The sequence below is a fragment of the Nonomuraea sp. NPDC049750 genome (assembly GCF_040659625.1).
GTDB lineage: Bacteria > Actinomycetota > Actinomycetes > Streptosporangiales > Streptosporangiaceae > Nonomuraea.
The window spans coordinates 108856-133946 of sequence record NZ_JBFANB010000028.1; the positions used below are offsets into that span (position 1 = coordinate 108856).

The 25091-nt window shown below is 71.1% G+C and carries 17 protein-coding genes; 12 read left to right on the top strand and 5 right to left on the bottom strand.

Features of this window, described 5'->3' with window-relative positions:
• Nucleotides 1–10: 10 nt before the first annotated feature.
• On the bottom strand, nucleotides 11–949 hold the full coding sequence (locus AB0J16_RS45755) for a 5-dehydro-4-deoxyglucarate dehydratase (RefSeq protein ID WP_358551920.1): 939 nt from the start codon (nucleotides 947–949) through the stop codon (nucleotides 11–13).
• A gap of 95 nt (nucleotides 950–1044) precedes the next feature.
• On the opposite strand from AB0J16_RS45755, the gene AB0J16_RS45760 reads away from it, so the two are divergent.
• From AB0J16_RS45760 to AB0J16_RS45785, 6 genes are all read left to right on the top strand, one after another.
• On the top strand, nucleotides 1045–1863 hold the full coding sequence (locus tag AB0J16_RS45760; RefSeq protein WP_358551922.1) for an IclR family transcriptional regulator: 819 nt from the start codon (nucleotides 1045–1047) through the stop codon (nucleotides 1861–1863).
• A 39-nt stretch (nucleotides 1864–1902) separates the two neighbouring features.
• Entirely contained in the window at nucleotides 1903–3039 is a 1137-nt protein-coding gene (locus AB0J16_RS45765; RefSeq protein WP_358551924.1) for a mandelate racemase/muconate lactonizing enzyme family protein, read from the top strand.
• Between the two features lie 7 nt (nucleotides 3040–3046).
• Nucleotides 3047–3724 (top strand): FadR/GntR family transcriptional regulator, encoded by a 678-nt coding sequence (locus AB0J16_RS45770; protein WP_357954095.1) that lies wholly within the window; start codon nucleotides 3047–3049, stop codon nucleotides 3722–3724.
• A 21-nt stretch (nucleotides 3725–3745) separates the two neighbouring features.
• Nucleotides 3746–5599 carry a histidinol-phosphate aminotransferase family protein gene (locus AB0J16_RS45775; RefSeq protein ID WP_358551926.1) on the top strand — a complete coding sequence of 618 codons (1854 nt, stop codon included), beginning with the start codon at nucleotides 3746–3748 and terminating at the stop codon, nucleotides 5597–5599.
• Nucleotides 5596–6399 carry a phosphatidate cytidylyltransferase gene (locus AB0J16_RS45780; protein ID WP_358551928.1) on the top strand — a complete coding sequence of 268 codons (804 nt, stop codon included), beginning with the start codon at nucleotides 5596–5598 and terminating at the stop codon, nucleotides 6397–6399. Before AB0J16_RS45775 ends, AB0J16_RS45780 begins: the two co-directional genes overlap by 4 nt.
• 168 nt (nucleotides 6400–6567) lie before the next feature.
• Entirely contained in the window at nucleotides 6568–6999 is a 432-nt protein-coding gene (locus tag AB0J16_RS45785) for a DUF1622 domain-containing protein (protein ID WP_358551930.1), read from the top strand.
• Here the strand turns inward: AB0J16_RS45785 and AB0J16_RS45790 are convergent.
• From AB0J16_RS45790 to AB0J16_RS45800, 3 genes are all read right to left on the bottom strand, one after another.
• A complete protein-coding gene (locus tag AB0J16_RS45790) occupies nucleotides 6988–9897 on the bottom strand; it encodes a CBM35 domain-containing protein (RefSeq protein ID WP_358551932.1) in 2910 nt (969 codons plus the stop codon). The genes AB0J16_RS45785 and AB0J16_RS45790 overlap by 12 nt on opposite strands.
• A 134-nt stretch (nucleotides 9898–10031) precedes the next feature.
• Nucleotides 10032–11912, bottom strand: coding sequence for a potassium transporter TrkA (locus tag AB0J16_RS45795; RefSeq protein ID WP_358551934.1), 1881 nt, complete (start codon nucleotides 11910–11912; stop codon nucleotides 10032–10034).
• Between the two features lie 247 nt (nucleotides 11913–12159).
• Entirely contained in the window at nucleotides 12160–14163 is a 2004-nt protein-coding gene (locus AB0J16_RS45800; protein WP_358551936.1) for a translation factor GTPase family protein, read from the bottom strand.
• 232 nt (nucleotides 14164–14395) lie between these two features.
• Between AB0J16_RS45800 and AB0J16_RS45805 the strand changes: the two genes are divergently transcribed.
• Together AB0J16_RS45805 and clpX are read left to right on the top strand one after the other, a co-directional pair.
• The gene (locus AB0J16_RS45805) at nucleotides 14396–15574 is read left to right on the top strand and encodes a cytochrome P450 (protein ID WP_358551938.1); all 1179 of its coding nucleotides are present in this window, start codon (nucleotides 14396–14398) and stop codon (nucleotides 15572–15574) included.
• Between the two features lie 34 nt (nucleotides 15575–15608).
• A complete protein-coding gene (gene clpX, locus AB0J16_RS45810; protein ID WP_358551940.1) occupies nucleotides 15609–16841 on the top strand; it encodes an ATP-dependent Clp protease ATP-binding subunit ClpX in 1233 nt (410 codons plus the stop codon).
• Nucleotides 16842–16845: 4 nt separating this feature from the next.
• Here clpX and AB0J16_RS45815 read toward each other — a convergent pair whose 3' ends face one another.
• A complete protein-coding gene (locus tag AB0J16_RS45815) occupies nucleotides 16846–17832 on the bottom strand; it encodes a phosphotransferase (RefSeq protein ID WP_358551942.1) in 987 nt (328 codons plus the stop codon).
• A gap of 160 nt (nucleotides 17833–17992) precedes the next feature.
• On the opposite strand from AB0J16_RS45815, the gene AB0J16_RS45820 reads away from it, so the two are divergent.
• From AB0J16_RS45820 to AB0J16_RS45835, 4 genes are all read left to right on the top strand, one after another.
• Complete coding sequence (locus tag AB0J16_RS45820; RefSeq protein WP_358551944.1) at nucleotides 17993–18475, top strand: cation:proton antiporter regulatory subunit; 483 nt, start codon at nucleotides 17993–17995, stop codon at nucleotides 18473–18475.
• An 8-nt stretch (nucleotides 18476–18483) separates the two neighbouring features.
• Nucleotides 18484–19644, top strand: a complete 1161-nt coding sequence (locus AB0J16_RS45825) for a cation:proton antiporter (protein ID WP_357954116.1) — start codon at nucleotides 18484–18486, stop codon at nucleotides 19642–19644.
• A 315-nt stretch (nucleotides 19645–19959) separates the two neighbouring features.
• Entirely contained in the window at nucleotides 19960–23829 is a 3870-nt protein-coding gene (locus AB0J16_RS45830) for a Pls/PosA family non-ribosomal peptide synthetase (protein ID WP_358551946.1), read from the top strand.
• Nucleotides 23826–25088, top strand: coding sequence for a M1 family metallopeptidase (locus AB0J16_RS45835; protein WP_358551948.1), 1263 nt, complete (start codon nucleotides 23826–23828; stop codon nucleotides 25086–25088). The genes AB0J16_RS45830 and AB0J16_RS45835 overlap by 4 nt, the downstream gene beginning before the upstream one ends.
• Nucleotides 25089–25091 lie beyond the last annotated feature (3 nt).

A 25091-nucleotide genomic window follows, 5' to 3' on the forward strand; every position in this document is an offset into this window, starting at 1 on the left:
GATTCCTTCCTTACCGGACGAGGTCGAGGCCGGTGTCCAGCAGGGCGCGGAGCTGTTCCAGGTGCTCGGGAGGGGGATCCGCGAGCGGGGCGCGTACGGAGCCCACGGGGAGTCCTCGCAGCCTAGCCGCGGCCTTGACCAGCGAGACCCCGTAGCCGATGCCCTTGTCGCGCAGCTCGACCAGGGGGACGTAGAAGCGGCTCAGCAGCAGCTCGACCCGCTCGTCGTCGTCGGCGCGGAAGGCGCGGAAGAAGTCCTTGGCGATCTCGGGGGCGAAGGCGTGCACGGCGGAGGAGTAGGCGGGCACGCCGATGCTCCGGTAGGCGCGGGCCTGCATCTCGGCCGTCGCGGCGCCGTTGAAGAACAGCCACTCCGGCGGCGCGGCCAGCTTGAGCCGCTGCAACTGGTCGAGGTCGCAGTGACCGTCCTTGAAGCCGATCACGTTCGGTATCGCGGCCAGTCCGGCGATGCTGCTCACCGCTATCTTCACCTGGGCGCGCTGGTAGACGATCACGGGCAGCGACGTGCTGGCGGCGACCCGCCGTACGTGCTCGACCAAGCCCTCCTGGGGCGCCTCCACAAGATATGGCGGCATCAGCAGCAACGCGTCGGCCCCGGCCCGCTCGGCGATGGCGGCGAACCTGGCGGCCTGGGCCCAGCCGTAGCCGGCCCCCACGACCACCGGCAGCGCTCCGGCCGCCTCCTCGACCGCGGCCGTGACGACTCTTTCGTACTCGTCCTCGGCCAGGGAGAAGAACTCCCCCGTCCCGCAGCACGGGAACACCGCGCCGGGACCGGCCGCGATCTGGCCGCGGAGGTAGGCGCGGAAGGCGTCGATGTCCAGGGCCCCGTCGGCGTCGAACGACGTCAGGGGGAACGACAGAACGCCGGTCTCCATGCCCCGCCGAAGCCTGGCGCGTACATCGTCAGTTGTATACGTAGCGGTCATCCTGTCTCCATATGTAGATGCCTGTTACGTGGCGAGCAGTCTCGCTCCAAAATTGGTAATGTGTCAACAGGCCGTCCCCCGACAGATGAGGTGCGATGACACTCCCCCTAGACGAGGCCGAGGGCACGGCGCAGAGCGGCGTGCGGGGCGTGAAGTCCGCCGCCCGCACGGTCGAACTCCTTGAGCTCCTCGCCTCGCGACAGAACCGGCCGGCCCGGCTGCGCGAGCTCAGCGACGCGCTCGGCGCGCCGCGCAGCAGCATCTACGCGCTGATCCGCACGCTGGTCGAGCGCGGCTGGGTGCGCACCGACGCGAGCGGGACGCTGTACAGCATCGGCATCCGCGCCCTGCTGGCGGGCACCACCTATCTCGACACCGATCCGTACCTGCGCATCGTCCAGCCGCACATCAACGACCTCAGCGCGCTGCTCGACGAGACCATCCACTTCGGCCGCCTGGACCGGGGCGACATCGTCTACCTGGCCACCAAGGAGTCGAGCCAGTATCTGCGCCCCTTCAGCCGGGTCGGGCGCCGGCTGCCCGCCTTCAGCACGGCCATGGGCAAGTCGCTGCTGGCCGAGCGGCTCGGCACCGGCCTGGAGGTGCCGATCCCCGCGCAGCTCACTCCCCTGACGCCTAAGACGCTGGTAGACCGTGACGCCCTGACCCGGGATCTGGAGCTGACGCGCCGGCGCGGCTACGCCATCGACGACGAGGAGAACTACGCCGGCGTCATGTGCTTCGGCTTCGCGCTGCGCTACACCAGCCCGCCGACCGACGCCATCAGCTGCTCGGTGCCCATCGCCAACCTCACCGAGGAACGGACGAAGGAGATCACCGAGGCGATGGAGCGCACCAGGCTGGCCATCGAGCGCATGGCCCCCATGGACCTGTCGGGGACCAGCGAGTTCTAGTAGTTGTATGATGACATGGCGAGTTGTACGATGACCGCCATGACTACCTCCGACCGCATCTCCTGGATCCGGCTCTCCTCGGTCTATCTACCGCTCGCCACCCCGATCAGTGACGCCAAAGTGCTCACCGGGCGGCAGCGGCCGATGACCGAGATCGCCTTCCTGTTCGCCGAGATCGGCGCCGAGAGCGGGCATCGGGGCTTCGGCTTCGGCTATTCCAAGCGCGCCGGCGGCCCCGGCCAGTACGCGCACGCCAGGGAGATCGCCTCGGACCTGCTCGGCGAGGACCCCAGCGACATCGCCCGACTGTGGGAGAAGCTGGTCTGGGCGGGCGCGTCGGTCGGGCGCAGCGGGCTGTCCACGCAGGCCATCGCGGCCCTCGACGTCGCGCTGTGGGACCTGAAGGCCAAGCGCGCCGGACTCCCCCTGGCCAAACTGCTGGGCGCCCACCGCGACTCCGTACGCTGCTACAACACCTCCGGCGGCTTCCTGCACACCCCGATCGAGCAGGTCATCGAGAACGCGAGCGCCGCGCTCGAACGCGGCATCAGCGGCATCAAGCTCAAGGTCGGCCACCCCGACTCCCGGATCGACCTGGCCAGGGTCGGCGCGGTGCGCGAGCACCTGGGCGACGGCGTACCCCTCATGGTGGACGCCAACCAGCAGTGGGACCGGCCGGCCGCCCAGCGCATGGGCCGGGCCCTGGAGGAGTTCGGGCTGGTCTGGATCGAGGAGCCGCTGGACGCCTACGACAGCGCCGGCCACGCGGCGCTCGCCGCCTCGCTCGACACGCCGATCGCGACCGGCGAGATGCTCACCAGCGTCGCCGAGCACGCCGAGCTCATCCGCCTCGGATCCGCCGACGTCATCCAGCCCGACGCGCCGCGCATCGGTGGCATCACGCCGTTCCTGCGTCTGGCGGCGCTGGCCGAGCACAACCGCCTGCAACTGGCCCCGCACTTCGCGATGGAGATCCACCTGCACCTGGCCGCCGCCTACGGGCTGGAGCCCTGGGTCGAGCACTTCGAGTGGCTGGAGCCGCTGTTCGAGGAGCGCCTGGAGATCCGCGATGGCAGGATGATCGTGCCCGACCGCCCCGGCCTCGGGCTGACCCCGAGCGAGCAGGCCGCCAAGTGGACCGCGGACCAGTGCGAGTTCGGCACCAGAAAGGACTGACCCCGCGATGGCGAGCCTGACCCAGACCCTCGTCGACGACCTGACGGCGCGCATCCAGGAAGGCGTCATCCACCCCGGCGACAAGCTGCCGACCGAGAGCAGCCTGGTGGAGACGTACGGCGTGAGCAGGACGGTCGTCCGCGAAGCCATCTCGCGGCTGCAGGCCGCCGGGCTCGTCGAGACCCAGCACGGCCGCGGCAGCTTCGTCCTGGCGCGGCCGGGCTCGGCCAGGTTCGAGTTCGGCCAGAGCGGCGAGCTGACCGTCGATGACGTGGTCGACCTGCTCGACTTCCGCATGGCCTTCGAGGTCGAGGCCGCCGCGCTCGCCGCCCGCCGGGGTGGGGGGCCACGCTTGGACGACCTGCGGGCGGCGCTCGACCGGTTCGCCGCGAGCGCCGACAACCCGAGCACGGCGGTGAACGCCGACTTCCAGTTCCACCTCCGCATCGCGCTGGCGACCGGCAACCGCTACTTCGCCGACCTGATCACGTCGTTCGGCCCCTCCATGATCATCGTGCCGCGTGACCGGCTGTCGCCCGCCGGGCAGGGGCATTTCGAGCAGATCGTGGTCGAGCACGAGAACATCTACGCGGCCATCGAGCGCCAGGACGGCGAGGGCGCGCGCGCCGCGACCCGCGTCCACCTGAGCAACAGCCGCGCCCGCCTGCTGGCCGCCCACCCCTAGCATTCACCAGGAAACCGGCTGGTGTCGGCGTACGTCGGACTAGACATGGTCATGCTGGAGATCCGCCCCGGGTCCGCGTCCGACAGAGAGTGGATCTACCGGCTGCGGCACGAGGTCTATGCGCACGAGCTCGGCCAGCACCCGCCCAACCAGGCCGAACGGCTGAGCGACGCCCTCGACGACGGCAACGTCTACATCGTCGCCGCCCACGGCGATCGGCCGGTGGGGTTCATCAGCGTCACGCCGCCCTGGACGGGCCGCTATTCGATCGACAAGTACCTCAGCCGCGCCGGGCATCCGGTCCTGGACAGGGAGGACCTGTTCGAGATCCGCATCCTGACCGTGGACCCGCGCTGGCGGGGCTCGGCGGCGGCGCCGCTGCTCATGTACGCCGCGCTGCGCTGGGTGGCCGCGCACGGCGGCCGCGTCGTCGCGGCGCTGGGGCGGACCGAGATCCTCGGGATGTACCTGGCCGCCGGGCTGACCGGCACCGGCACCCGGGTACACGCGGGGGCCGTCACCTTTGAAGTGCTGTCCGGGCAGGTGAGCGAGCTGGCTGAACGGACGCGGCGGCACCACGGCCCGCTGCTGCGCGCTTTGGAGCCTCGGGTGCGCTGGAGTCTGGAGATGCCGTTCCTGCCCGGACCGCCCGCCTGCCAGCACGGTGGCGCCTCGATCGGGGCGGTGGGCCGCCGGTTCGGCAGCCTGCCGGCGCGCGACGACGTCGTGCCCGCCGACGTGCTCGACGCCTGGTATCCGCCCGCTCCCGCCGTGGTCGAATTGCTGGGCGGCGACCAGGGCTGGCTCGCCCGCACCTCTCCCCCGGCCTACCCCGAAGGGCTCATCGAGGAGATCGCCGAACGCCGCGACCTGCCCCCGGACTCCGTCGCGACCGGGGCGGGCTCGTCGGACCTGATCTTCCGCGCGTTCCGCGGCTGGCTGGACGCCTCCTCCCGCGTCCTGCTGCCCGATCCCGTCTACGGGGAGTACGCCCATGTCGTCGAGCAGGTGATCGGCTGCCGCGCCGACCGGTTCCCGCTGCGCCGGGCCGACGGCTGGCGGCCGGACCTCGACCGCCTGCGGGACGCGCTGCGCGAGCGCTATGACCTGGTGGTCATCGTCAATCCCAACAATCCGACCGGCGTCCACACCGATGCCGGTGATCTGCTTCGGGTGATCGCGGACGCGCCGGGCGGGACGCGGTTCTGGATCGACGAGGCGTACGTCGAGTACGCCGACTCGGGGCAGTCGCCGTCGCCGTCGCAGTCGCCATCGCAGTCACCGCCGCCATCGCAGTCGCCGTCGTCGCCGCAGTCGCAGTCGTCGCAGTCACAGTCGTCGCCGTCGTCGTCGCCGTCACTGGAGCGGTACGCCGCTGCCTCGGGCAATACCGTGGTGTGCAAATCGCTGTCCAAGATGTACGCCTTATCCGGCCTGCGCGCGGCTTACCTCGCCGGACCGGCGGAGCTGGCGGCCGAGTCGCGCCGCTGGGGCCCGCCCTGGGGGCTCAGCCTGCCCGCCCAGATCGCCGCGGTGCACGCCCTGCGCGACCCTGACTACTACGCCGAATGCTGGGGCCGGACCCGTGCCCTGCGCTCCGGCCTCGCCGAACGGCTCGCCGGTCTCGGCGCTGATCTGCGGGTTCACGAGTCGGCCGCCAACTTCGCCCTGCTGACGCTGCCCCGGTCCGGGCCGACCGCGGCCGGTCTGGTGGCGGCGTGCCGGCGGGACGGGGTGTTCCTGCGCGACCTGTCGCCCCTGTCCCCCGCCTTCGAGGGCCGGACGGTACGGATCACGGTGCGCGACCCCGACGCCAACGACCGCGTCGTCACCACCGTCGCCACCGCACTGGACCGCCTGCGGGCCACCCCGTGATCACACCTGCCACGGCCGTCCCGTACATCGCCGTCGCGCTCGTCGTCGGTGGGGTCGCCGTCGCGCTGTCGCGCCGGCGGGAGTACATGCTGCGCTGGTGCGCCTGGGCGGTGGCCGTGCCCGTGGTGGTGGCCGCCCTGTACGCCGGGCCGGGTGGGGCAGCGGTGCTCGCCGCCGTGGCCGGGGTGGTGCTCGCCGCCGAGTACGGCGGGCTGGTGGGGCTGGCCGTTCCCGACCGGGTGGTGCTCGTGGCGGTCGCGGGTGCGCTGCCGCCGGTGGCGTGGCTGGCGCTGCCGTACTTGCCGCGGGTGCTGGTCGCCGCCGTCCTGGTCGTCTTGCTCGTGCCGCTGCTCGGGGGTGACGCGGCGGGCGGGCTCAGGAGGGCGTCACTGGGGGTGTTCGGGGTGGTCTGGTTGCTTCCGCTGGTGGGGGTGGTGCTGCTCGGCCCGGTCGTGCTGGCGGTGTTCGTCGCGGTGTCGGCGGGCGACATCGCGGCCTCGTTCGCCGGGCGGTCGCTGGGCGGGCCGTCCCTGTCGCCGTTGTCCCCGGCCAAGCGCTGGAGCGGCGCGCTGGCCGGGGCGGCCGTCGGGCTGGGCGCGCTGGCGCTGCTGGGGGCGTTCACCGTCCCGCTGGCGATCGCGGTGGCGGTGGGTGCCCCGCTGGGCGATCTGCTGGAGTCAATGGTCAAGCGCGGGGCCGGGGCCAAGGACTCGGCGTCGTGGCTGGCGGGCGCGGGCGGGCTGCTGGACCGGCTGGACTCCCTGCTGCTGACACTCGCACTCGCCTTGCTGCTCACGTGACCGGCCTGCGGGATCGCTCACATGACGGGGCGTGCAGGACCGATCACATGACCGGCGTGCGGGACCGCTCACGCGACGGGGCGTGCGGGGACTGCTCACGTGACGGACGTGCGCGCTGGTGGGTACACCCCCGGATGACGCGAACGCGCCCAAGTAGCGTATGCGACCATGATCCGGACGTATCGGCGGGCCGGGGAGAGGGACAGCGTGCAGGTGAAGGACGTCATCGAGCTCATCGGCACGGTGCTGGACATCGCGGGCGTGGCCGTGATCGCGGCCGGTCTGGTCATCGCCACCATCACCTACGGTGTGAGCCTGGCCCGGTCCCGCCAGGTGGCCGGCCTCTACCAGGCCTTCCGGCGGAACGTGGGCCGCTCGATCCTGCTGGGGCTGGAGTTCCTGGTCGGGGCCGACATCATCAAGACCGTGGCGGTCTCCCCCACCTTCCAGAGCGTCGGGGTGCTGGCCATCATCGTCGCGGTCCGCACGTTCCTGAGCGTCTCGCTCCAGGTCGAGCTGGACGGCCGCTGGCCCTGGCAGCCGCCCCGTACCGCCGGGCAGACCGGCGGCACGGGGCGGGCACCAGCCTCAGCCGAGTGACAGCCGGTCCAGGTCGGGCGCGGCCTCCTTGTCGTTGTGGATCTTGATGGTGTTGGCGCCCGCCCGCAGGGTGACGGGCACGGATGTCGTGTACGGGGTGTTGTTGCCGACGCCGCTCACCTTCACCTCGATCGGCGCGGCGTCGTTGACGGTGACGAAGTACGAGCGGTCGCCGTTGACCGTGAAGTCGATGAACAGCGTGTACTGGCGGGCCGTGTCGACGGTGACGTTCTCGAACAGCACGTACGCGTCCGCCGCCCCGCCCAGGTTGCGCACCTTCTGCCCACCCGAGCAGGGCGAGCAGTTGGTGATGCCCGAGCTGCCGAGCCGGTTGCGCGAGTCCTCGGCCTCCCGCATGAACACCCGGTCAGCCGGGCGCGGCCGCACTCGCAGTTGCTTGGTGACCTGGGTGGCGCGGCCCAGCACCTGGAAGGACGCGGTGATGGGGATGTCGGCCGCGGTGACGTCCTGGCCGGGCGGCGAGGTGAGGGTCCAGGTGCCCTCCAGCGTCTGACCGAGCCGCAGGGTGGCGGCCGTCGCGGCGGCGCCCGTCAGCGTCCAGCCGGCCGGCACCACCGGGGCCAGGTTGACCTGGTCGAGCGCGTCGTCGACGTCGAGCCGCAGCTTCGTCGACACCTTCATCGACTGCTGCCCGGGACCGACCCACTGCAGGCCGGACGGGTCCACGGTCATCGTCGTCTTCGGGACCTCCGAGGCCGGCGGCATCGGCGCGACGGCGATCCGGTCGAGCCCTGGGCCCTGCCGGGCCGTACTGGACAGCGTGATCGTGTTGGCGCCCGCGTTCAGCGGCACCGCCAGCGCCGTGGCGGCGGGAACGTCGGCGTTGTCGCCGCTCACCGGCACCTCCACCGCCGCCGCGCCATTGACGCTCACCGACAATGAGGTGGCCGCGGCTGCGGTGTGATCGAGTTCGAGCCGGTACGTCCCGGCCGACGGCACCGTGACGTCACGGTAGATGACCGCGTTGCGCGGGCCGCCGCCGAGCCCCACCACCCGGGCCAGGCCGGAGCACGCCTGGCACAGCTCCGGCCGGGCCGAGCCGCTCCTGGCCTGCCGCTCCGCCTCCAGCGGCATCGCCGCCCCGAGACCCACCGGGTAGGCCGACGCCACCTTGATCTCGTCGATCTGTAGCTCCTGGTAGAAGCGTGGCGCCTGCGGGCCGCCCCAGGTGTTGAGGACTTCCAGCTTCAGGTAGCGGGCGCGGGTGCCGCCGAGGTCGATGAACTGCGCGCCGCGCGCGCTGCGCATCGCGGCGGAACGTACGGGCTTGCCCCAGTGCTTGCCGTCGTCGCTGGCGTAGACGCGGTAGTCCTTGATCCGGACCGAGTCCTCGGGGCGGCCGAACGACTCGCGGGCGTACGTCGGCGACCCCTCGCGCTGGTTGACCGCCAGGTAGGCGGCCTCGCGCCGCTTGCCGAGGTCGAGGGTGAGCGAGACGGGCAGCTTGGCGTCGGCGTCCCAGTAGTTCTGGAAACTGCCATCGACCAGGGCGCCGGCCGGGTGACCCGCGCGGGTGGACGTGGCGGTCGCCTTGAGCGCGCTCTGGGGATAGAAGTGCTCCTGGCCACGGGTCTCGACCTTGAACACGGTGTCGTAGTCGTCCCACTTGGTGATGCCGAGGATCGTCAGGTAGCCGCCGGACTGGGCGAACCGCATCCGCTCGCCCGTACGCAGATCGCTCACCGCGGAGACGCGGTAGCCGTTGTCGCGCAGCCGCACCTGATCGGTCCTGGGCCTGGTGACCACGTGCACGTACTGGACCTTCGCGCCGCGCTCGACGGTGACGACGCCGTGCGCGCCGTCGTTCCAGAAGCCCGGCTGCATGCCGCCGTACATGTAGCCGCCGCCCTCGGTCCCCTGCAGCGAAGACCGGATCGGCGGCACCCACCCGGCCATGAAGTTGTTGAACTCCTCCTGCTGCGGCGGGAACCTGCCGTTGACCATCGGGGTCTCGGCCATCAGCGACTTCATCGAGGAGCCGGCGTTGGTGACGTAGCGGCCGGTGCTGAGGCGGAAGTCGACGGGGTGGCTGCCGCCGTCGTACCACCAGTCGCCGGTGGTCGGGAGCTTGTAGTCGGCCTCGGTCAGGCGCGGCATCGGGGTGAAGGCGGCCTGCGGGTAGTCATAGGCCGGCGTCATGCCGGTCTTCTGCTCGTTGCTGACCGTGTCCATGATCGGGGTGTCCTCGTTGTTGTTGCTTAGCAACCAGGACGGGCGCTTCTGCCGGATCTGCTCGTAGAGCTGGTTCTGCTCCCAGTACTCGTTGTCGTTGTCGATCCAGAACCCGGCCAGGTCCGGATAGTTCTCCATGACCTCGAAGAACAGGTCGTAGCTGAACTGGCCGAACCCGTTCCTGGTGGTCAGGTCGACCGAGCGGCCCTTGTAGGCGGAGTAGGCGGCGGAGTCGAGCGTCTCGACGCCCTGCTCGTTGTGCCACTGCGGGTCGTCGGTCATGTAGAGGATGACCCGTACGCCCTTGGCCTGGCCCGCCTTCACCAGCTCGCCGAGCAGGTCGCGCTGGGTGGCGCAGCTGCCGGGGATCTTCGACGGCCACGGCCGGGCGTAGCCGAGCCTGCTGTGGAAGGTGGCCAGCACGATGTAGGAGGCGCCCAGCTTGCGGGCCTCGTCGACCCAGTAGTCAGGGCTCCAGCCACCGCCGGTGACGTCCCGCTCCCAGGCGGCGCAGTCGAGGTGGCGGGGCGCGGTGAACATGCCCCAGTGCAGGAACAGGCCCGCGGTCGAGTCGCGCAGCCACTGCTGCCGCGGGTGCTCGACCTCCGCGCCGGCGGCGGGAGCGCCGACGATGTAGGCGGTCAGGGCGAGAAGGAGGGCGGCGCAAGCGGATAAGACTCTGGAGGGGGTGCGGCGGCGCTGCATGGCGATCGCTCTCTCGTTGGGCTGACGGGGGGTAACGCCAACAAGGCTGATCTCTCAGACATCCGACGAATACACGAGACAGAGCCCATAGTCAAGAAACACCGCCCTCCGGGCGGTCAACTCATCCGATGACTTCAGTCCTCAGCGAGGACGATCACCAGATCGCGAGGGCCGAACGTGACAGCGGCCGACTTACCCGGATTTAGTACGACACCGTAGGCGGGTGGCGAGGCGGCCTCGGCCAGCACGCGGTAGCCGATCGCGGTCTCGCCGCGCGTCCGCGCGGAGTAGATCACGGTGGCGAAGCTGACCGACACTCCGGGCTGGACGTAGTCCGTCGCCGGCTTGAGGTAGATCTCCGACCCGGCGGAGTCGAACAGGAAGCGGAACACCTGCCCCAGGTGCGGGTTCTCCGACAGCTGGGTCATCAGCAGGCTGATCAGCTTGTCGCTGACGACGAAGTCGTCGGCCTTGGTGACCTGGGCCAGCCGGCGGTTGCGGTCGTCGTTCATCTCGCTGACGATCGCGTACCGCTGCCCGGACTTCGAGGCCATGTCGCGCAGGTGCAGCAGCGTCACCAGCGTGCGTGAGTCGCCGTGCTGCGGCTCCAGCCGGTCGTCGGCCAGCACGATGATGTGGTCGAAGGTGCCCACGTCCAGCGCTTCCAGGGTGACCCGGTCGGTGGTGTCGCACTCCTTGACGTTCACCGCCAGGTTGCGCAGGGCCACCTTCGCCCGGTCCAGGCTGTCGCTCTCCTCGACGGCGGTGGCCGCCACGTGCAGGGTCGACCCGGGCGAGACGTAGTGGTCCAGCTCCTGCACGATCTTCGGGGCGCGACTGTTCCAGCCCAGCAGCAGCGTCCGCTCCGGCGGCGTCGCCTGGCGGACCGGGCGGGTGATCGCGCCCTCGACGATCGGCGGGAAGCTGCGGACGAGCCGGATGGCGGAGTCGTCCTCGGCGACCACGATCATCTGGTCGTCCGGCGTGATCTCGGTGTTCATCGGCGGGTTGAGCACCACGGACCCGTCGCCGTGCCGGATGCCGATGAGCGAGGCGGTCTCGTAGGCGAACAGCGCCTCGCCATAGGGGAAGCCGGTCAGTTTCGGCTCGGGCCGCAGGTAGATCTCGTCGCCGCCGAAGTCCAGCAGGTCCGTGCAGACCACCGACAGGCCCGACTGGCGACAGGACTGCACGATGAGCCGGGAGGCGATGTCGTCGGTGTCGACCACCTGCGCGTGGCCGCCCCCGGCCAGCTCGGCGGCCACCAGGTTGGTCGTGTCCGTGACGGAGGCGATGATCGGCGGGCGGCGGCGGCGCCAGTTGCGGTTCGTCAGCGCCAGCAGCGTCTTGACGACGTGCGCGTCGGGGTCGTCACCGGCCGGGGACAGCACGATGGCCGCCCGCGCCGTGTCGAGGCTCATCAGGTCGAGGTCGGTCGGCTCGGTCGGGCTGCCGGAGCGGACGACGACCCGGGTCTTGCCGGTGCTGCCCAGCCGCGAGCGCAGCTCCTCCTCCATCTCCAGCTTGTCGCGGTCCCCCAGGATCGCCACACAGGATTTCGACTCGCTCTCGTTGGCCTCCACCAGCTCGGGGATGATCGTGAAGATCTGGTCCGACCAGCCGATCAGCGTCGTGTGCCCGGACTCCACGATCTTGGAGCGGCCTTTGCGCAGCTCCGTCAGCTTGTTGTCCAGACCGGTGGTGAGCACACCGACGAGGCTGCTGACGATGAGCAGGCCGCCGATCGTGATCGTGAATCCCAGGACGGTGAAGAGCGGGCTGCCCTCGTTGTCGCCGGCCACGGTGCCGGCGTCCATCGCCCGCATGAGCATGCCCCACAGCGCCTCGTTCCAGTTCTGGTGCGGCAGGTCGTCCCGCGCGAGCACATAGACGAGCACGCCGAAGCTGCCGACCATGACCACGGTCACCAGCGCGAGCCAGCCGATCAGGGCCGGAGTGCCCTTCGACATCGTGTTGTCGAACCAATAGCGAAGACGCTCGCGCCGCGTGGCCATGACCAGTCCCGTCGTTCATGGATCGCCGCATGGGACAAGCGACCCGGTCCCTATCCCCGTTCGACGGACGGGACGCCGTGCAGCGCGCCTTTCCCCGTGGCTGTCCCGTTCGCCTGTCTCTCGGGCTCTGCCTCGGTGACCGTGGTTACCAGAGGCGCCGGAGGTGACGCTGAGGCGCGCGAAGTTAACAATAGCGACATCTGCCCCTTTGCCCCACTGATCCACCGAAAGCATCCCTGACCGCTGATCAGACCCGCCGCATGACGTGCAGCAGGTATTCCTTGCGATCCAGCGGGTTGTGGTCCGTGCGCGGCCGGGCCGGTGCCGCGCCGGAGACGGGCTGGTAACGGTCGAAGGCGGACTCCAGCACACCCTCGCCGCGGGTCAGCCCCGGCAACTGCTGCTGCAACTCGTGTACGCGGGCCGCTGGGATGTCCCCCTCGACCAGGCAGGACGCGCCCCGCATGGCCGGTGTGCGGGGGACGGCCCGCAGCCGGGCCAGCTCCGGCAGCACGCCGCCGATCGTGTCGGCCGGGACCTCCAGGGTGAAGCGGTGCATCGGCTCGTGCACCCTGGTGCCGGCCTGTCGTAGCGCGTTCATCAGCACCAGTGGCGTCAGGTGACGGAAGTCCGCGCCGGTGCTCGACATGCTCTTGTCGAAGACGGCGTGGGAGTGACTTTGGCGGGGCGAATAGCCGGAGTGCGTCATGGTGACCGTGCAGTCGGCGACCCGCCATCCGTACAGGCCCTGGTTCAGGGTCTCTCGTACGGTGTCCTCGACCGCCTTGTGAAAGGCCAGCGGCAACGCACCGGGCGAGACCGCCAGCCGGTAGCGCACGCCGGTGCCCACCGGAGCGGGCTCGACGCGCAGCCCGACGGTGGCCAGGAACGGGTTGGGCGCCTTGCCGTTGAACTCGACCGCCGCGCCGGCGCCGATCGGCCGTTCGACGCAGATCGTGGTCGTCTCGCGGAAGCCGACCTCGAGGCCGAAGTCGGCGGCCAGGGTCGCCTGGATGACCTCCTTCTGCACCTCGCCGTAGAGCGAGACGTAGATCTCCTGCCGGATGTCGTCCTGGCGCAGGTCGATGAGCGGATCCTGCTCGGCGAGCTGGGCGAGGGCCACGCGAAGGGCGCCCAGCGCGGCGGCGCTCGCGGGGACGACGACCGTCTCCAGGGTGGGCGGGGCGAAGTGGTGGCGGCCGGCGTCCTCGGGCGGTTCGCCGATCGTGTCGCCGAGCTGGATGTCGGCCAGGCCCCACAGCTTGCCGATCTGGCCCGCCGCGACCGAGGGGCGCTGGACATCGGCGCCGCGCTCGAACACGCTCAGCGCGGTGACCTTCTGATCGTCACGGGGCTCGCCCTGACCGTCGTGGAACCGCAGCCGGTCCCGTACACGTACCGTTCCGCCGAACATCCGGGCATAAGCGATCTTCTCCCCCGCCGGGCCGCGTTCGACCTTGAAGACCGTGCCCGAGACGGGGTCGCCGGGCTCGCCCTGGGCGGCGGGCAGCAACTCCGCGATGCCGGCGCTCAGCGCGTCCACGCCCGCCCCCGTGATCGCCGAGCCGAAGAACACCGGGTGCGCCAGCGCCTGCCCGGTCTGCGCCGCGAGCTCGCGGCGCAGCCGCCGGTAGGAGAGGGCCGTCTCGTCATGGACGTAGGCGGCCAGGAAGGCGTCGTCGTGGTCGGCCAGCAGCTCGGTCAGCCGCGCGGTGAAGGCGGCGTCGCCGGGTCCGTACGGACGGAAGGCCGCCTCTGGAGTGCCCGGATCGCGCACCGAGCCCATCGCCACGATCGCGGGCGTCAGCTTCTCGGCGACGGCCCGCAGCAGCCCGTCGTCCTGGGCGCCACGGCGGTCGATCTTGTTGACGAACAGCAGGGTGGGGATCCGCAGCCGCCGCAGCGTGCGCATCAGCACGCGGGTCTGGGCCTGCACACCCTCGACGGCGGAGATCACCAGCACGGCGCCGTCGAGCACGCTCAGCACGCGTTCGACCTCGGCGATGAAGTCGGGGTGGCCGGGCGTGTCGATCAGGTTGACCGTGACGTCGCCGATCACGAAGGAGACGACGGCGGACTTGATCGTGATGCCGCGTTGTCGTTCCAGCGCCAGCGAGTCGGTCTGGGTGCTGCCGTCATCGACGCTGCCGATCTCGTCGATGACACCGGCGGCGTAGAGCAGCCGCTCGGTCAGGCTGGTCTTACCGGCGTCTACATGCGCCAAGATCCCCAAGTTCAACGTGCGTTTCAAGCGTTCTGTCCTCTAGATAGGTGGCTGTTGCCGTCGCGGGGGACACGAACGCTGGCCTCATCGGCGTGCTCCTTGGGTGGGGTGGACTGGTTGCCGGGAGGGAGTACAACAGACGGCCGCCGGGCCGGGCAACCGATTTTGCGCGACCTGCCGGAGTTTGCCGAACATCCATCATCAAGATACCTTCACCATTCGTATGATGGGATCATCCGAAATTCTGCGTGGAGGACACATGACCAGCGACGTACCGCACATCGACCTCACCGACCCCGACGTGCACCGCGACCCCTTCGCCGCCTACGGCCGCGCCCGCGAGATCTCCCCCATCGCCCGCGTGGGCGCCCCCGGCTTCGGCCCCATGTGGGTCGTGACCCGCCACGCCGACATCAAGACGATGCTCGGCGACCCCCGATTCGAGATCAGAAGCGACAGCTTCATGCGGCCCGACGTCCCCGAGGACTACCGGCCGTACATGCGCACCATGTCGGAGATGAACGGCGCCGAGCACCTGCGGCTACGCAGGCTGGCCGCCCCCGCCTTCACCGCCCGCCGCGCCGCCGACTTCGCCCCGCGCATCGGGCCGATCGTCGAGGCGCTCCTCGACGACCTGCCCGATCACGGCCCTGTCGACCTGATGACCCATTTCACCCGGCCGCTGCCCATGGACGTGATCTGCGAGCTCGTCGGCATCCCCGCGCCCGACCGCCTCCGCTGGCGCGAGTACGGCGCCACCGTCGTCACCAGCGCGGGCCCCGCCTTCGCCGCCGCCATACCCGCGATCATCGAGGGCGCCAAGGCGGCCGTCGCCCGCCGCAGGACCGAACCCGCCGACGACCTGATCTCCGACCTCGTCGAGGCCCAGGCGGAAGACGGTGACCGGCTCAGCGACACCGAGCTCGTCACCCTCATCTGGCATCTGGTCATGGCCGGCCAGACCCCCACCAACCTCATCGCCAACGCCGTCGAGGCGCTGCTCACCCACCCCGACCAACTGGCCGCGCTCCGCGCCGACCCCGGCCTCATGCCGGGCGCCGTCGAAGAGCTCATCCGCTGGTGCGGCCCCACCCTGCTGACGATCCCCCGCTACGCCCGCGAAGACGCCGAACTGTGCGGCACTCCCGTGGCCAAGGGAGACGCCGTCACCGCCTCGATCGCCGCCGCCCACCGCGACCCCCGCGCCTACGCCGACCCTGACCGCCTCGACCTCACCCGGCCCGCCGGGCAACCCGGGCATCTCGGCTTCTCCCACGGCCCGCACTTCTGCGTTGGCGCCGCCCTCGCCCGTGTACAGACCGAGGTCGCCCTCACCACCCTGCTGCGCCGCCACCCCGGCCTCGCGCTGGCCGAGCCCGCGCCGCGCGCCCCCGACCCCGGCACCTGGCGCCTGGCCGCCCTCACCGTCACTCTCTGATCGTCGACCCTCTGATCATCGAGGAGATACCTCAGTGGTACGCGACCAGCCGACATGCACCTTCTGCGGCAAGACCCAGCGGCAGGTCCGCAAGCTCATCGCCGGCCCCGCCGGCATCTGCATCTGTGACGAATGCATCGGACTCTGCACCGAACTCATCGAGGCCGACGAGCGCACCCCGCCCCCTGACCTGCCCACACCACGGGACATGCACGAACGCCTCGACCACTACGTCATCGGCCAGGACGCCGCCAAAAGAACACTCGCCGTCGCCGTCTACAACCACTACAAACGCGTCCGGCACACCGAGGACCTCGAACTCGGCAAATCCAACATCCTGCTCATCGGGCCCACCGGCAGCGGCAAGACCCACCTCGCCCAGACCCTCGCCAGAATGCTCGACGTGCCCTTCGCCATCGCCGACGCCACCGCGCTGACCGAAGCCGGCTACGTCGGCGAAGACGTCGAGACCATCCTCCTCAAACTCCTTCAGGCCGCCGGAAACGACATCGCGAAGGCCGAGACAGGCATCGTCTACATCGACGAGATCGACAAGATCACCCGTAAGAGCGACAGCCCCTCCATCACCCGCGACGTCTCGGGCGAAGGCGTCCAGCAGGCACTGCTCAAGATCCTGGAAGGCACCACCGTCGGTGTCGCGCCCCAAGGTGGCCGCAAACACCCCCACCAGGAGGTCATCCATATCGACACCACTCATGTGCTGTTCATCGCGGGTGGCGCCTTCACCGGCCTCGACGACCTCATCGGACAACGCACTGGGCGCGGCAGCGCCGGATACGCCCCCACCCGGAGAACCGGCCCGCGATCTCACGTCACCCCCGCCGACCTGCTGACCTTCGGTCTCATCCCCGAACTCGTCGGACGGCTACCGGTGATCTCCACCCTGGACCCACTCGACCGGGCGGACCTCATCCGGATCCTCACCGAACCCCGCAACGCGGTCATCAGGCAGTATCAGCGGCTCTTCGCCCTCGACGGCATCGACCTCGAATTCACCGCCGAAGCCCTCGCCGCCATCGCCGACCAGGCGCTCCTGCGCCGCACCGGTGCCAGGGCCGTCCGCGCCATCCTCGAAGAGACACTGCTCAATCTCATGTACGAGATGCCGAGCCGCGACGACGTGGCCCGGATCGTCATCGACCGCGACACCGTACTCTCAACGTCAATACTCGACAACGTCAATCCCACTCTGGTGCCCCACGACCACCCCAGCCGCCGCCCGGAACGCCACGGCAAGTCGGCCTGACCGCTCACCCGCCGACGAACGCCAGCGCCTGCTGCAGATTGTGCTCGGCGATCCCCCGCATGAACTCACGCCCCGGAAAATCACCCTCGATCAACCGCAACGGCCCGGCCACCAGCGACAGACGCATCGCCAGCGTGTAGAACGACAACCGCCGCTCATCCAGGCCCTCCCAGCGCAGCGACTCGTAATGCTCGTGGAAGCGCAGGCGCAGGAACGCGTGCTCCCACTCGACGTCGAAGTACATCAGCCCCTCGATGTCGATCAGCATCGGCCGCCCGGCGGCGTCCACCAGCACGTGGTCCGGCCCCAGCTCCCCATGGACCAGCGCGTGCGCCGAGCGCGGCCGCACGCCCGCCGCCAGCTCCCGGACCACGCCCGCCAGCCGATCACGAGCCGCCGCGAGCCGCCCGTCCCGCGCGGCCCCCTCCTCGAGGTCGACGAGCGCCCGGTCGAAGACCAGCTGCTCGCACGACCGGCCCGCGGAGACCCCGCCACGGTCGACCCAGGCCACCTTGCCGAAGCCCGGCGCCACCTGACCGCGCATTTCCTCAAGCGCTTCGGCCAGCCGCGCAAGGACCGGAGCCGCCGCCCGCGGATCACGCTGGAGCAGCGTCTCCAACGTCCCGCCCGGCACGTCCTCGACCACCGCGATGTCGGCCGGATAGAGCTCCCTGCTCCGGTCGGCCAGATAGACCCGCGGCACCCGCACCCCGGCGTCGTCCAGCCGCCGACGAGCGGCCTCGAACAACTCCAGACCGGAAGCGGGCGAGAACGGGTCCGCGGGATCGTCGACCTGAAGACCGGGCCAGTAGTTCTCGGCCGCGTCCCAGATATAGGCGATGGCGGTGAAACCGTCGTCGAGCAGGAGCCGGTACACGCCCTTCTTCGTGCCACCTCTAAGGCGCGTCACGTCGGCCAGCCGTCGCTCGGCCCCCAGGGCTGCCCGCACCACACCCGTCAGCTGCTCACGCACGGCGAACCTGCGTTCCATGGCTCCCCCGATGGTCTATCGGCAACTGTCAGGTGTGGGACGATAACACGGCGTTGACGCCGTCCCGCCTGCCTCTCCCCCCAGACGACCCCCCGCTGTCAACCCGCAGTATTGATACGGTTTGACCAAGTAATCGAAATCTTGACCGGATGGGGTAGCGGTGGAGATCGAACAGACGGCGTTGCCAGGGATCGGGCTGCGGCACGAGTTCACCACGCGGTCCGGGCGGCGGATCGGCATCGTCTCACACCGCACCGGCCGCCGGGACCTGGTGATCTACGATCCCGCCGACCCCGATCGCGCGTGTGAGACCGTCAAGCTGAACGACGAGGAAGCCGACGCGCTGGCCGAGCTGCTGGGCGCGCCGCGGGTGATCCAGCGGCTCAACGACCTGCACCGCGAGGTCGAGGGACTGGTCAGCGAGAAGCTGCCGATCGCCGAGGACTCGCCGTACGCGGGCCGGCCGATGGGAGACGCGCGGGTGCGCACCCGTACGGGCGCCTCCATCGTGGCCGCGGTACGCGCCGGCCAGGTCCTGGTCAGCCCTGGCCCGGACTTCGTCCTGGCGGCGGGCGACATCGTCGTCGTGGTGGGCAGCGCTGACAGCACCGCCGCGGTGGCCGACATCTTTGTCAACGGGTAGGGCCGCGAGTGCATCACACGGCGATTCTGTTCCTGGAGTTCGGCGCGGTTCTGCTGGGGCTTGGCATCTTGGGAGCGCTTGCCCTGCGCGTCGGCATCTCCCCGATCCCCCTCTATCTGATCGCCGGACTCGCCTTCGGCACCGGCGGCATTCTGCCGCTGGCCACCAGCGAGGAGTTCATCTCCGTCGGCGCCGAGCTCGGCGTCATCCTGCTGCTGCTCACCCTCGGCCTGGAGTACAACGCCGACGAGCTGGTGACCAGCTTGAAGGGCAACGCCCGGGCCGGGCTCGTGGATCTGGTGCTGAACGCGGCACCGGGCGCGATCTGCGCCTTACTTCTGGGCTGGGGCCCGGTGGCGGCGGTGGCGATGGCCGGGGTCACCTACGCCACCTCCTCCGGCATCACCGCGAAGGTGCTGTCGGACCTGGGCTGGATCGGCAACCGCGAGACACCGGTGGTGCTGTCGCTCCTGGTCTTCGAAGACCTGACGATGGCCGTCTACCTGCCCGTCCTGACCGCCCTGCTGGCCGGGTTGAGCCTGGTGGGCGGCGCTGTCACCGTGGCCATCGCGCTGGGCACGGTCAGCGTGGTGCTCCTGGTCGCGCTGCGCTACGGCCGCTTCATCGAGGCGTTCGTACGCAGCCCCAACTCCGAGGTGCTGCTGCTGAAGGTGGTCGGGCTGGCGTTGCTGGTGGCCGGCGTGGCCCAGCAGCTCCAGGTGTCGGCCGCGGTCGGCGCGTTCCTGGTCGGCATCGCGCTGTCCGGGGAGCTGGCGGAGGACGCCCAGGCGCTGCTGGCCCCGCTGCGTGACCTGTTCGCGGCCGTCTTCTTCGTCTTCTTCGGCCTGCAGACCGACCCGACGAAGATCGGCCCGGTGGCCGGGCTGGCCGTGCTGCTGGCCGTGGTCAGCATGGTCACCAAGTTGCTGACCGGCTTCTACGCCGCCCGCCGGGCCGGTATCGGCAAGGCCGGACGGGCCAGAGCGGGGATCTCGCTGATCCCCCGCGGCGAGTTCAACATCGTGATCGCCGGGCTGGCGGTGGGCGCCGGCGCCCACCCCGATCTCGGGCCGCTGGCCGCGGCATATGTGCTGATCCTGGCCGCGTTCGGGCCGCTGGCGGCGCGGCTGGTCCAGCCGTGGATCACCGCCATCGCCAAGCGTGCGTGAGCGCGGGACCAACCGCGCCCGCCGCCTTTACAAAGTAGACTCCTATTCGCGCGCCCCCGCAGGATCGGAATATACGCCCGATGTGCGACCGTTGGACTCGCGGTGGCGCAAAAGCCACAAAGGCGGCGGACGCAGCGTGTGCCCTTCAGGGCCCTTCAAAGGGCGGCAGAATGCGGCAGGGTCGGCTCCGCCTGACTTGAGGAGCAGTATTTGCGCCCATACGCAGCCGATCTCCTACACGTCGATCATATCGAAGACATTGACTGTTTCGAGCCGTTAAGAATTGCTTCACGGGCCGTTTATCCGGCGGGCCCATTGGCCTCGGCGCCCCGTACCCTGCTCGACATCCTCGACGAGACCGCGCGCCTCCACCCGGACGAGCCCGCGCTCGACGACGGCACCACCCGATTCGACTACCGGCGGCTCCGCGCCGAGGTGGCGCGGGTGGCGGACGAGCTCACGGCCTCCGGGGTCCGCCGCGGCGACCGGGTGGGCGTACGCGTGCCGTCCGGCACCGTCGAGCTGTACGTCACGATCCTCGCCGTGCTCGCGGCCGGCGCCGCGTACGTGCCCGTCGACGCCGACGACCCCGAGGAGCGCGCCGAGCTGGTCTTCACCGAGGCCGCCGTCTCCGCGATCGTGACCGGCAGAGCGAGCGACGAGCCGGCCGACGAGCCGGCGGACGACCCGGCGGACGAGCTGACCGGCAGACTGGTCGTACGGACCATGTCGCCCGAGTCGCCGGCCCCCCGCGACGATCACGCTCCGCGAGCGCCCCAGCCGGACGACGACGCCTGGATCATCTTCACCTCCGGCTCCACCGGCAAGCCCAAGGGCGTCGCCGTGACGCACCGCTCCGCCGCCGCGTTCGTCGACGCCGAGGCCGGCCTGTTCCTTCAGGAGCGCCCGCTGGGCCCCGGCGACCGGGTGCTCGCGGGCCTGTCGGTCGCCTTCGACGCCTCCTGCGAGGAGATGTGGCTGGCCTGGCGGCGCGGCGCCTGCCTGGTGCCCGCCCCCCGGTCGCTGGTGCGTACCGGCATGGACCTGGGACCCTGGCTGGCCGCGCAGGGCATCACGGCTGTCTCGACGGTGCCGACCCTGGCCGCGCTCTGGCCGGTCGAGTCGCTCGATGGCATCCGGCTGCTGATCTTCGGGGGCGAGGCGTGCCCGCCCGAGCTGGTGGAGCGGCTGGCCGTACCGGAACGAGAGGTCTGGAACACCTACGGCCCCACCGAGGCGACGGTCGTCGCGTGCGCGGCGCGGCTCACCGGCGCCGAGCCCGTACGCATCGGGCTGCCCCTCGACGGCTGGGATCTGGCCGTGGTCGGCGAGTCGGGCGACCCGGTGGCCATGGGCGAGACCGGAGAGCTGATCATCGGCGGCGTGGGCCTGGCCCGCTACCTGGACACGGCCAAGGACGCCGAGAAGTACACGCCGCTGCCCTCACTCGGCTGGGAACGCGCCTACCGCAGCGGCGACCTCGTCCGCGCCGAGCCGGAAGGGCTCTACTTCCTCGGCCGGGCCGATGACCAGGTGAAGCTGGGCGGCCGGCGGATCGAGCTGGGTGAGGTGGACGCCGCGCTGCAGGCGCTGCCGGGCGTCACGGGCGCGGCCGCCGCGGTGCGGACCGCCGGTGGCGGCCACCAGCTGCTCGTCGGCTACCTCGTGGCGGGCGAGGGGTTCGACCTCGCGGAGGCCCGCGAGCTGCTGGCCGAATCACTGCCCGCCGCGCTGGTCCCCCGGCTGGCGATGGTCGAGGCGCTCCCGACGCGTACCTCGGGCAAGATCGACCGTGACGCGCTGCCCTGGCCGCTGACCGACCCGGGCACCTCGGCCACCGCACCCGGCCAGCTGAGCCCGGTCGAGAGCTGGCTGGCCCAGCGATGGAGCGATGTCCTCGGCGTCGCGCCGGACGGGCCGGAGGCCGACTTCTTCACCGACGGCGGCACGAGCCTGGCCGCGGCCCGGCTCGTGTCGGTCCTGCGGGCCGACTACCCGGACGTGGCCGTGGGCGACGTCTACGCGCACCCGACGCTGGCCGGGCTGGCGGAGCTGCTGGCCACGCGCGGCCCGGCCAAGTCGGCCCGCCGGGCGGTGACGCCGATGCCCGTGCGGGCCTCGGTGGCGCAGGCCGCGCTGATGGTGCCGCTGCTCACGGCGGGCGCCATGCGCTGGATCGTGCTGCTGGCGACGCTCGGCAACCTGCTCGCGCCGCCTTGGGCGCCTGCCCTTTCGTGGTGGTGGGTGGCGCTGGGCTGGCTGGTGTTCGTCACCCCGCCGGGACGGATGGGCCTGGCCGCGGGCTCGGCCCGGCTGCTGCTGCGCCGCGTACGGCCCGGCCGCCATCCGCGCGGCGGCGGCGTGCACCTGCGCCTGTGGTTCGCCGAACAGCTGGCCGCCAGGCTCGGCGTCCCCGACCTGGCCAGCGCGCCGTGGATGGGCCTGTACGCCCGGATGCTCGGCGCCAAGGTGGGCCCCGACGCCGACCTGCACTCCGCTCCCCCGGTGACCGGTCTGCTCCGGCTGGGCAGCGGCGCCTCGGTCGAGCCGGAGGTCGATCTCAGCGGCTACTGGTACGACGGCGACATCGTGCGCGTCGGCGAGATCCGGATCGGCGCGGGCGCCACGATCGGCTCCCGGTCGACCCTGCTGCCCGGCACCAAGATCGGAAAGAACGCCCAGATCGCCCCGGGCTCGGCGGTCGCGGGCACCGTACCGGCCGGGCAGCGCTGGGCCGGGGCCCCGGCCACCCGGCAGGGCAAGTCGCGCCGGTCCCGGCCGTCCGACCGGGCCGTCCGCTCCCGGCGCTGGGTGCTGGTGTACGGCCTGTCGGCCGTCGTGCTCAGCCTGCTCCCCGCGGTCGCCATCGTGTCCGGCCTGGCGGTCCTGGCCCGCTACGCCGGGGACGCGCGCACCCTCGGCGCGGCGCTCACCGGCGCGCTGATCGGCGTGCCGCTCGCGACGGTCGTCGGAATGGCGGTGTTCGCCCTGGTCACGCTGGTGAGCGTGCGGCTGCTCGGCATCCGCCTGCGCCCCGGCCACCATCCGGTGCACAGCCGCCAGGCGTGGCAGGCGTGGGCGACGGGCCGGCTGATGTCGGCGGCCCGGGTCTGGCTGTTCCCGCTGTACGCGAGCGTGCTGACGCCGGCCTGGCTGCGCGCGCTCGGCATGAAGGTGGGCCGGGGCGTGGAGCTGTCGACCGTGCTCGCGCTGCCCACCATGACCTCCGTCGGCGACGGCGCCTTCCTGGCCGACGACACGATGGTGGCCCCGTACGAGCTCGACGGCGGCTGGATGCACATCGCGACGGCGCGCATAGGCAAGCGGGCCTTCCTCGGCAACTCGGGGATGACCGCGCCGGGCCGCAAGGTGCCCAAGGACGGCCTGGTGGGCGTGCTGTCCGCGACGCCGAAGAAGGCCAAGTCCGGCTCGTCGTACCTGGGCATGCCGCCCGTCGAGCTGCGCCGGACCACCGAGGAGGGCGACCGGAGCCGCACCTACGACCCGCCCGCGCGGCTGAAGGTGGCCCGCGCGCTGGTCGAGCTCTGCCGCGTGGTGCCCGCGATGGGCACGGTGGCACTGGCCGTGCTGACCGCCGGGGCGGTGGAGTGGCTCGCGGCGTCGTACGGCTTCGTGGTGACCGCGCTGCTCGGCGGCGTGCTGTTCCTCGCGGCCGGAGTGGTCGCGGCGGCCGCGGCGACCGTCGCGAAATGGGCGCTGGTGGGCAGGATCGCCGCGAGCAACCGGCCGCTGTGGAGCTCGTTCGTCTGGCGCAACGAGCTGGCGGACAACTTCGTGGAGGTGCTGGCGGCGCCCTGGTTCGCCGAACCGTGGCTGGGAACAGCGCCCCTGAACGTGTGGCTGCGCTCACTCGGGGCAAGCATCGGGCATGGGGTCACCCTTCACACCTACTGGCTGCCCGAGGCGGACCTGGTGAGCGTCGGCGACGGCGCCAGCGTCAACCGGGGCTGCGTGCTGCAGACGCACCTGTTCCACGACCGGGTCATGAGCATGGACACCGTCACGCTGGACGGGGGCGCGACACTAGGCCCGCACGGCGTGATCCTGCCCGCCGCGCGGGTCGGCGCCGACGCCACGATCGGCCCCGCCTCGCTCGTCATGCGCGGAGAGGGCGTCCCCGACGGCTCCCGATGGTTCGGCAATCCCATCGCGGCCTGGCGATGACGTCGTACTTTCCCTCGCACGGCGACCTCAGGTACGGGGTCGCGCACTACGAACTGGCGCTGAAGTACCGCGTGTCGACCAACTGGCTGGACGGCACGGCACGGCTGTCGGTGCTCGCGCGCGAGCCGCTAGACGGCCTGGACCTGGACTTCGGCCAGTTCCGCGTGGTCGGCGTCACCGTCGGCGGCGTCAGCGCCCGCTACACGCACCGCGACGGCAAGCTGCGCGTCGGCTTGCCCGCGACACTGCTCGCCGGGGACACCGCCACGGTGGAGGTCCGCTACACGGGCAGCCCCCGGCCGGTACGGAGCCCGTGGGGCGGCCTGGGCTGGGAGGAGCTGAGCGACGGCGCGCTGGTGGCCGGTCAGCCGATCGGCGCGCCCTCCTGGTTCCCGTGCAACGATCGGCCCGACGACAAGGCGTCCTACCGGATCACAGTCACCACCGCCTCGCCGTACCAGGTGGTCGCCAACGGCGTGCTCGCCGGCAAGTCCCGGTCGGCCGGCACCACGACCTGGGTGTACGAGCAGGCCGAGCCCATGGCGAGCTACCTGGCCAGCGTGCAGGTCGGGCGTTACCAGTTCACGGACGTGGGCCGCACCCGCCTGGCCCACCCTTCCCGGCTCGGTACGCGCGCCCGCCACGACTTCGGCCGCCAGGACCAGATGATGGCGCTGTTCACCGACCGGTTCGGCCCCTACCCGTTCGCCACCTGCACCGTCGTGGTGGCCGACGACGACCTCGATATCCCGGTCGAGGCTCAGGGCATGGCGATCTTCGGGCGCAACCACGTCGACGGCCGGCGCGGGCACGAGCGGCTGGTCGCGCACGAACTGGCGCACCAGTGGTTCGGCAACAGCCTGACCGTGGCCGCCTGGAACGACATCTGGCTGCAGGAGGGCTTCGCCACCTACGCCGAGTGGCTGTGGTCGGAGGCGTCCGGCGGGCAGACGGCCGACGAGCTGGCCGCCCGCTGGCGCCGCCGCCTGGAGGTGCTCCCCCAGGACTTCGTGCTGGCCGACCCGGGGCCGGCGGTGATGTTCGACGACCGCGTCTACAAGCGCGGGGCCCTCACCCTGCACGCGCTGCGGCGGACGCTGGGCGACCGGGCGTTCTTCTGGCACCTGCGGGACTGGACCACCGCTCACCGGCACGGCAATGTCTCCACCGAGGCTTTCATCGCCCACATGCGGCGGCACACCGCCCTGCCCGTCGGGCCGCTGTTGTCGTCGTGGCTGTACGACAAACAACTGCCGTGATGT

Excerpts from the sequence above, each read along its gene's own strand:
- AB0J16_RS45785 (WP_358551930.1), top strand. The coding sequence starts at position 6,568 with ATGATCCGGACGTATCGGCGGGCCGGGGAGAGGGACAGCGTGCAGGTG.
- AB0J16_RS45805 (WP_358551938.1), top strand. The coding sequence starts at position 14,396 with ATGACCAGCGACGTACCGCACATCGACCTCACCGACCCCGACGTGCAC.
- AB0J16_RS45770 (WP_357954095.1), top strand. The coding sequence starts at position 3,047 with ATGGCGAGCCTGACCCAGACCCTCGTCGACGACCTGACGGCGCGCATC.
- AB0J16_RS45815 (WP_358551942.1), bottom strand. The coding sequence starts at position 17,832 with ATGGAACGCAGGTTCGCCGTGCGTGAGCAGCTGACGGGTGTGGTGCGG.
- AB0J16_RS45760 (WP_358551922.1), top strand. The coding sequence starts at position 1,045 with ATGACACTCCCCCTAGACGAGGCCGAGGGCACGGCGCAGAGCGGCGTG.
- AB0J16_RS45795 (WP_358551934.1), bottom strand. The coding sequence starts at position 11,912 with ATGGCCACGCGGCGCGAGCGTCTTCGCTATTGGTTCGACAACACGATG.
- AB0J16_RS45765 (WP_358551924.1), top strand. The coding sequence starts at position 1,903 with ATGACTACCTCCGACCGCATCTCCTGGATCCGGCTCTCCTCGGTCTAT.
- AB0J16_RS45790 (WP_358551932.1), bottom strand. The coding sequence starts at position 9,897 with ATGCAGCGCCGCCGCACCCCCTCCAGAGTCTTATCCGCTTGCGCCGCC.
- AB0J16_RS45835 (WP_358551948.1), top strand. The coding sequence starts at position 23,826 with ATGACGTCGTACTTTCCCTCGCACGGCGACCTCAGGTACGGGGTCGCG.
- AB0J16_RS45755 (WP_358551920.1), bottom strand. The coding sequence starts at position 949 with ATGACCGCTACGTATACAACTGACGATGTACGCGCCAGGCTTCGGCGG.